This is a genomic window from Micromonospora sp. MH33 (genome assembly GCF_003013775.1).
GTDB classification, from domain to species: domain Bacteria; phylum Actinomycetota; class Actinomycetes; order Mycobacteriales; family Micromonosporaceae; genus Micromonospora; species Micromonospora fulviviridis.
Genome location: NZ_MUYZ01000319.1, coordinates 1 through 7,653 on the forward strand (window position 1 = coordinate 1; position 7,653 = coordinate 7,653).

7 protein-coding genes and 1 pseudogene are annotated in these 7,653 nt (G+C 73.0%); 3 read left to right on the forward strand and 5 right to left on the reverse strand.

What is annotated here, in order from left to right:
* Positions 1 to 487 (forward strand): annotated as a pseudogene (locus tag B0E53_RS30750) (cell division protein FtsK); the annotation flags it as partial.
* 171 nt (positions 488 to 658) lie between these two features.
* Entirely contained in the window at positions 659 to 1,303 is a 645-nt protein-coding gene (locus B0E53_RS30755; RefSeq protein ID WP_246835680.1) for a hypothetical protein, read from the forward strand.
* 53 nt (positions 1,304 to 1,356) lie between these two features.
* Here B0E53_RS30755 and folE read toward each other — a convergent pair whose 3' ends face one another.
* The 4 genes from folE to B0E53_RS38060 all read right to left on the reverse strand — a co-directional run bounded on the left by folE (position 1,357) and on the right by B0E53_RS38060 (position 5,258).
* On the reverse strand, positions 1,357 to 2,022 hold the full coding sequence (folE, locus tag B0E53_RS30760) for a GTP cyclohydrolase I FolE (protein WP_107079192.1): 666 nt from the start codon (positions 2,020 to 2,022) through the stop codon (positions 1,357 to 1,359).
* 35 nt (positions 2,023 to 2,057) lie between these two features.
* Positions 2,058 to 4,067, reverse strand: a complete 2,010-nt coding sequence (gene ftsH / locus B0E53_RS30765) for an ATP-dependent zinc metalloprotease FtsH (protein WP_107079193.1) — start codon at positions 4,065 to 4,067, stop codon at positions 2,058 to 2,060.
* A 378-nt stretch (positions 4,068 to 4,445) separates the two neighbouring features.
* Complete coding sequence (gene hpt, locus B0E53_RS30770; RefSeq protein ID WP_107079194.1) at positions 4,446 to 5,021, reverse strand: hypoxanthine phosphoribosyltransferase; 576 nt, start codon at positions 5,019 to 5,021, stop codon at positions 4,446 to 4,448.
* A gap of 99 nt (positions 5,022 to 5,120) precedes the next feature.
* Entirely contained in the window at positions 5,121 to 5,258 is a 138-nt protein-coding gene (locus B0E53_RS38060) for a hypothetical protein (RefSeq protein WP_168215455.1), read from the reverse strand.
* Between the two features lie 150 nt (positions 5,259 to 5,408).
* Between B0E53_RS38060 and B0E53_RS30780 the strand changes: the two genes are divergently transcribed.
* Positions 5,409 to 6,371, forward strand: coding sequence for a helix-turn-helix domain-containing protein (locus B0E53_RS30780; protein ID WP_107079196.1), 963 nt, complete (start codon positions 5,409 to 5,411; stop codon positions 6,369 to 6,371).
* Here B0E53_RS30780 and B0E53_RS30785 read toward each other — a convergent pair.
* On the reverse strand, positions 6,372 to 7,653 hold a 1,282-nt coding region (locus B0E53_RS30785; RefSeq protein WP_107079197.1), incomplete at its 5' end, for a gamma-glutamyltransferase family protein. It abuts the gene before it with no gap.

Below are 7,653 nucleotides of genomic sequence, written 5' to 3' on the forward strand. Positions count from 1 at the left end.
GGCGGCGCACCCCGCTGCGGCGCGGTTCGTGCTGGCGCCGCTGGCCAACGGTTCGGCCGAGCCGGCCGGCGTGCTCGCCGCCGAGCTGGCCGGGCGGCACCGGGTGGAGACCGTCGACGTGACCGGGTTGCGGGCGGCAATGGCGGCGGACGAGCCGGGCTACCTGGTGGTGTTCGGGCTGGACGTGCCGGACGCCACCGAGCTGCCGCCCGAGCTGCTGCGCGCGCTGCTGCTGGAGGGGCCGCCGGCCGGCCGGCACCTGCTCGGCTGGTGGCGCACGGTGGCGCCGCTGGCCGGGCTGCTCGGTCCGGAGGGCGAGGTGGACAAGCTCACCGCCGTGGTGGTCACCGACGTGCCCGGCGGCCGGCTGGAGCAGCTCTTCGACCGCCCGGTGCTCTGGCGACCCCGGCCGGGCCGGGCCGTGCTCTGGGACGGCCCGGGTGAGCAGGGCACGGTGCTGGTCCCCTTCGGCGAGGTGGCACCGTGAGCGCGAGGAGTGAGCCGGGGTTGCGAGCCCCGCAGTCACGAACCGAGGTAATACCGTGAGCGCGAGGAGTGAGCCGGGGTTGCGAGCCCCGCAGTCACGAACCGAGGTGGCACCGTGAGCGAGACCGGTACGGCGGTTCCGGCGCCCCGGTCCGGCGGCCCGACGGTCGACGTGGACCCGGCCGGGGCGGCCTGGGCCGACTACGTGGCCGCCGCCCGTCAGCTCGACGGCGTACGCCGGGCGGCGGCGACCGCCGCGAGCGAGCAGGCCCGGTCGGTGGCGGCGGCCCGGGAGGAGCTGACCGCGGTCCGCGAGCGGCTCGCCCCGCAGCAGTCGCGGCTGCGGGAACTGGGCGTACCGGCGATCTCGCTGGTCCCGACGCCTCCCGAGGTGACCGAGGCGACCCGGCCGATGGCGGCCGGTCCGGCGGCCGTGCTGGCCGCCCTGCGGTCCGCCCGGGGCTGGGCGGACTCGGCGGACGACAGTCTCGCGGCCCGCGGCCTGCCCCGGCTGGCCCGCTGGCCGGTGCACCCCCGCAACCTGCTGGTCTACGGTCCGCTGGCGCTGCTGGTGCCGCTGGTCCAGCTCGTGCTCTTCCTCGCCACGGGCACCGGCCCGCTGACCGTGCTGGCGCTGGTGGTGGGGCTGCCGCTGCCGGCGGTCGCGTTCATGCTGGGCTGGCTCACGGTGGGGCGGCTGTTCCGGCCCCGCCCGGCCGACCGGGTGGACCGGACGCCCCGCTTCGGCGCACTGGTCTGCCTGGTCCCCGCGGTGCTGACCACGGCCGGACTGCTGCTGGCCATGCTGGCCGACTGACCCTGGACAGGGAACAGGGCCCTTCCCGTGGGGAGGGCCCTGTGTAGCTGCGGTCAGCGCGGGATGATCAGCGCCATGGCCTCGGCGCGCGACTTGGCGTCGTGCTGGAGGGTGCCCCGGACCGCCGAGGTGATGGTCTTGGCGCCGGACTTCTGGATGCCGCGCATCGCCATGCACATGTGCTCGCACTCAAGCACCACCACGACGCCGCGCGGCGCCAGCTTGGCCATCAGCAGGTCGGCGATCTGCGAGGTCAGCCGCTCCTGCACCTGCGGGCGCCGGGCGAACACCTCGACCAGCCGGGCCAGCTTGGACAGGCCGGTGATCCGGCCGTCCGGCCCGGGAATGTAGCCGATGTGCGCGCTGCCCCGGAACGGGAGCAGGTGGTGCTCGCAGAGGCTCATCACGTCGATGTCCCGGACGAGCACCAACTCCTGGTGGTTGGCCTCGAAGGTGGTGCTGAGCACCTGCGCCGGGTCGACCCGCAGGCCGGCGAAGAGCTCGGCGTACGCGCGGGCGACCCGGGCCGGTGTCTGCTGGAGTCCGTCCCGGTCCGGGTCCTCGCCGACCGCGACGAGGATCTCCCGGACCGCCTTCTCGATGCGGGCCAGGTCGACGCTCTCCTCCACCGGCCGCCCGGTCAGCTTGCCGCTGATCAGGCGGGCGGCGACGTAGTCGAGCGCGTCGTCGCCGTCGGGCTCGGTCGCGGAGACGGCCAGCTCCCGGTCTCGGGAGCTGGCCGTCGGGTCGCTGGTCAGTGGGTACCGTCCGAGTTGTTCGAGGGGGACCCGCCGACCGAGGCGCCGTCGGCCTGGGCCTGCGCCTTCAGCGTCTCCTTCTCGGCCGGGGTGAGCACCGGCGGCTCGGTGGAGGGCTGACGCTTGCCGAAGCCGTGGTAGGGGGCCATCGGCGGGCGCTTCGCCACCCGGGCGCAGATCCGGGCCATGTCGGCCGTGGAGAGGGTCTCCTTCTCCATCAGCTCGAGCACGATGTTGTCCAGGACGTCCCGGTATTCCACCAGGATCTCCCAGGCCTCGTCGTGCGCCAGCTCGATCAGCGCCCGCATCTCGCCGTCGATCTCGGCGGCCACCGCGTCTGAGTAGTCCCGCTCGTGGCCCATGTTGCGGCCGAGGAACGGCTCGTCCCCGCTGGTGCCGTACTTGATCGCGCCGAGCTTGGAGCTCATGCCGTACTGGGTGATCATCGCGCGGGCCAGCTGGGTGGCCTTCTCGATGTCGTTGCCGGCGCCGGTGGTGGGCTCGTGGAAGACCAGCTCCTCGGCGGCCCGGCCACCCAGCGCGTACGCCAGGGTGTCGATCATCTCGGCCCGGGTCTGGGTGTACTTGTCCTCGGTCGGCAGGACCAGGGTGTGGCCCAGCGACCGACCCCGGGACAGGATGGTCACCTTGTGCACCGGGGCGGCGTGCGGCAGCGCCCAGGCGACCAGCGCGTGCCCACCCTCGTGGTACGCGGTGATCTTCTTCTCCTGGTCGCTCATCACCCGGGTCCGGCGCTGCGGACCGGCGATGACCCGGTCGATCGACTCCTCCAGGGAGTCGTTGGTGATCGCCCGCTGGTCCTTGCGGGCGGTGAGCAGCGCGGACTCGTTGATCACGTTGGCCAGGTCGGCGCCGCTGAAGCCGGGGGTACGCCGGGCGACCGAGTCGAGATCGACGTCGGGCGTGAACGGCTTGCCCTTGGCGTGCACCCGCAGGATGGCCTTGCGGCCCTCCATGTCGGGGGCGTCGACCGGGATCTGCCGGTCGAAGCGGCCCGGGCGCAGCAGCGCCGGGTCGAGGATGTCGGGCCGGTTGGTGGCGGCGATCAGGATGACCCCGCCCTTGGTGTCGAAGCCGTCCATCTCGACCAGCAGCTGGTTGAGGGTCTGCTCCCGCTCGTCGTGGCCGCCGCCCATGCCGGCGCCACGGTGCCGGCCGACCGCGTCGATCTCGTCGACGAAGACGATCGCCGGCGCGTTCGACTTGGCCTGCTCGAAGAGGTCGCGGACCCGGCTGGCGCCGACACCGACGAACATCTCCACGAAGTCCGAGCCGGAGATGGAGTAGAACGGCACGCCGGCCTCACCGGCGACCGCGCGGGCGAGCAGGGTCTTACCGGTACCGGGCGGGCCGAAGAGCAGCACGCCCTTCGGGATCTTGGCGCCCAGGGCCTGGTACTTCGCCGGGTTCTGCAGGAAGTCCTTGATCTCGTGCAGTTCCTCGACGGCCTCGTCCGCACCGGCCACGTCCGCGAAGGTGGTCTTCGGCGTGTCCTTGGTGATCATCTTCGCCTTGGACTTGCCGAAGTTGAGCACCCGCGAGCCGCCGCCCTGCATCTGCGACATGAAGAACAGCAGCAGGAGCACGAGCAGCGCGATGGGCAGGAGGTTGACCAGCAGGCTCACCCAGATGCTGTCCGACGACACCTTGGTGTCGGCCGGGCCGGTGATCCGGTTGGCCGCCTTGGCGTCCAGCACCTCGTTCCAGATCTGGTTGCCCACCTCGTAGGGGAACTGGGCCTCGATCCGGTCGGTGGTGGTGTCGCCGAACTTCGTCTTCTGGGCCAGGTCGAGCTGGAGCGTCTGCTCCTTGTCCTGGAAGACCGCCTTGTTGATCTTTGCGGTGTGGAGCTGGTCGAGCGCCACCGACGTGTCCACGCGGTGGTAGCTGGGGCCAGCCGTGAATAGTTGACTGAGCACAACGGCGCCGAGGATGACCAGGATGATCCAGACCACCGGTCGGCGGAAGAAACGCGTACGTTCCATACTGTTGTCGGGCACCGAGGCGCCCGCATCCTCCTGATCGACGTCCTGACCGTCTGAATGGTGTCGCCGCCTCGGGCGGCGGCCGCAGCCGCCGTGCGGGCCGGCCCCGACCCCGAGGCGCGCGAACTGCCGCGCCGCGGTCATTCGACGGTACACCGTTCGTGCCAGATGTGAGCTTGCGAGCCCGGCACTTACGCGTACGGCGAACCCGGGTTTGAGCCGGCGTGGCGGGGAGCTCCCCACCCGACCACCCGACCGCCCGGTCACACGGTTCGAGGGGTCGGGCGTGGAGGGTGCCTCCACGTCACCGGCCTCTACCGTAGACCGGAAGGCTGAGAGCCCGCTGAACGTCGGCTGACGACCGGCGGGGCGCCGGGGTCAGGCCCGGGCGTAGACCTCGGGCTTGAGCACGCCGACGTAGGGCAGCTCGCGGTAGCGCTCGCCGAAGTCGAGGCCGTAGCCGACCACGAACTCGGTCGGGATGTCGAAGCCCACGTACTTCACCGGGACCGGCACCTTGACCGCGTCCGGCTTGCGGAACAGGGCGACCACCTCGACGCTGGCCGCGGAGCGCGACTCCAGGTAGCGCAGCAGCCAGGAGAGGGTCAGGCCGGAGTCGACGATGTCCTCGACGACCACCACGTGCCGGCCGGCGATGTCCCGGTCCAGGTCCTTGAGGATCCGCACCACGCCGGAGGAGGTGGTGCCCTGGCCGTACGAGGAGATGGCCATGAAGTCCAGCTCGGCGGGCGGGCCCTGGCGGCCCAGCGCGCGGGCGAAGTCGGCCATGAACATGACCGCGCCCTTGAGCACGCAGACGAGCAGTAGACCGTTCTCGACGTGCGCGTAGTCCGCCGAGACCTGCTTGGCCAGTTCAGCGGTCTTCTCGCGGATCTGCGCCTCGGAGATGATCACGTGGTCGATGTCGGCGTCGTACCAGGAGCCGTCAGCCATGCTCCTAGCCTGCCGTACGCCGGATGGCCTCCGTCGGCGGGGCCGCCCCTTTTGGCGCGGTCCCGCCGGGGATCAACGGCGCAGATAGAGCAAATCACCTCAGCAGGTACGGGAGCGCCAGCGGCGTCCGTCCTCGGTCGGCTTCCAGTCGGCCGAGTCGCGGGTGTCGGCGGTCAGCCCGGAGGCGCTTGCGCCGACGAGGAGGAGCAGGAAGAGCAGGAGCAGCAGAACGGTCATGGCGGCGCTCGCTTTCGCGTGGTTGATGTGGTTTTCGCCGCCGGTGCGCACCGGACACCGTCAAGTCTGCGGGCCGCCGCACCCTTCGGACAGTGGCAGGAATGCCAGTGAGCCTCGATTTCCTGCCACCTGTCGGGTTACCCTCGTCACATGCTTCGCTCCGTCGCCGTTGTCGCCCTCGAAGAGGTCGCCGTGTTCGAACTCGGGGTCGTCGCGGAGGTGTTCGGCACCGACCGCACCGCCGACGGCTTCCCCGGCTACCGGTTCGACGTCTGCACCGTCGACGGCGGGCCGGTCCGCAGCCGCTCCGGCTTCCTGCTCACCCCGACCGCCGACCTGACCCCGGTCGAGGACGCCGACCTGGTGGCCGTGCCCGCCCACGGCGACGGGCGGACGCCGGTCCCCGAGCCCGTGCTGGCCACGCTGCGGCGGGCCGCCAATCGGGGCGCCTGGCTGCTCAGCGTCTGCTCAGGGGCGTTCGTGCTCGGCGAGGCCGGGCTGCTCGACGGACGCGACTGCACCACCCACTGGCGGCACGTCGACGACCTGCAGGAGCGGTTCCCGGCCGCCCGGGTGCAGTGCAACTCGCTCTACGTGCAGGACGGCCGGCTGCTCACCAGCGCCGGCACCGCCGCCGGGATCGACGCATGCCTCCACCTGGTCCGCCAGGAACACGGCTCGGCCACGGCCACCCGGCTGGCCCGCCGGATGGTCGTCCCGCCGCACCGCGACGGCGGCCAGTCCCAGTACGTCGAGGCGCCCATCCCCAGGGCGCCCGAGGCGCCCACCCTGGAGCCGGTGCTGGAGTGGCTGATGGGGCACCTGGACCGGGCGGTGACCGTGGACGAGCTGGCCGCCCGGGCCGGGATGGCGCCGCGTACCTTCGCCCGCCGGTTCCGCGCCGAGACCGGCACCACCCCGCACGACTGGCTGACCAACCAGCGGGTGCTGCTGGCCCGGCGGCTGCTGGAGGAGACCCGGCTGAGCGTCGAGAGCGTCGCCGACCAGGCCGGTTTCGGTGACGCGGCGGCGCTGCGGCACCACTTCACCCGCCGGGTCGGCACCACCCCGCACGCCTACCGGACGACCTTCCGGGAGCGGGTCGACGCCTGATCACCAGCCCAGCATCGCGCCGTCGACCCGGGACTCCGACCCCGCCACGTAGCCGCCGCCGGGCGCGCGCCAGATCGCCTGGCCGTACCCGAAGACCGACGGCTCGGCCGCGACGGTGACCTCGTGCCCGCGCGACCGCAACCCCGCGACCAGCGCGGGGTCCAGGTCCGGCTCGACCAGCAGCGTCCGGCCGGCGTGCCAGTACCAGCGCGGGGTGTCCAGGGCCGCCTGCGGGTCACGCCCCGCGTCGACGGTGGCCGAGACGAGCTGCACGTGCCCCTGCGGCTGCATGTGCCCACCCATCACCCCGAACGGGCCGACCGGCGCCCCGTCCCGGGTCAGGAAGCCCGGGATGATCGTGTGGTACGGCCGCTTCGCCGGCCCCACCACGTTCGGGTGGTCCGGGTCGAGCCGGAAGCCGAGGCCGCGGTTCTGCAGCGCGAAGCCGTGCCCGGGGACCACCACGTGCGAGCCGAACGCCAGGTAGGTCGACTGGATCAGGCTGACCATCATGCCGCCGGCGTCGGCCGTGCAGAGGTAGACCGTGCCGCCGCGCTCCGGCTCGCCGGCCACCGGGTCACCCGCCCGCCCGGTGACCAGCGCCCGGCGGGCCGCCGCGTAGCCCGGGTCGAGCAGCGCCGCCGTCGGCACCTCGGCCCGCTCCGGGTCGGCCACGTGGGCGTGTGCGTCGGCGAACCCGAGCTTCACGGCCTCGATCTGCCAGTGCAGCCGCTCCTCCGGCGACAGCGCGGCCAGGTCCACCCCGTCGAGCACCTGGAGCGCCAGCAGCGCGGCGATCCCCTGCCCGTTGGGGGGCAGCTCCCACACCTCGTGCCCCCGGTAGCGCACCGGGACCGGATCGACCCAGGTCGAGGCGTGCCGGGCCAGGTCGTCGCCGGTGAGGAAGCCTCCGGTCCGGGCCGCGTGGTCGTCGATCGCCGCCGCGATCCGCCCCCGGTAGAAGTCCGCCGCGCCGCTCTCCGCGATCCGCCGCAGCGTGCGGGCCGCGTCGGGGTTGCGCCACCACTCCCCCGGCCGGGGCGCCCGGCCGTCCACGGTGAACACCCGGCGGAACTCGGCGTACTCCGCGCCGGCCAGGCCGTCGTGCGCGGCGACCCCGCGCGCCCAGGTGGCCGCCGTGCCCGGGGCCACCGGGTAGCCGCGCTCGGCGTAGCCGATCGCGTCGGCGAACAGCTCGGCGAAGGGCAGCGAGCCGAACCGCTCGTGCAGGTCCCGCCAGCCGGCCGGGGCGCCCGGCACGGTCACCGGCAGCCAGCCCCGG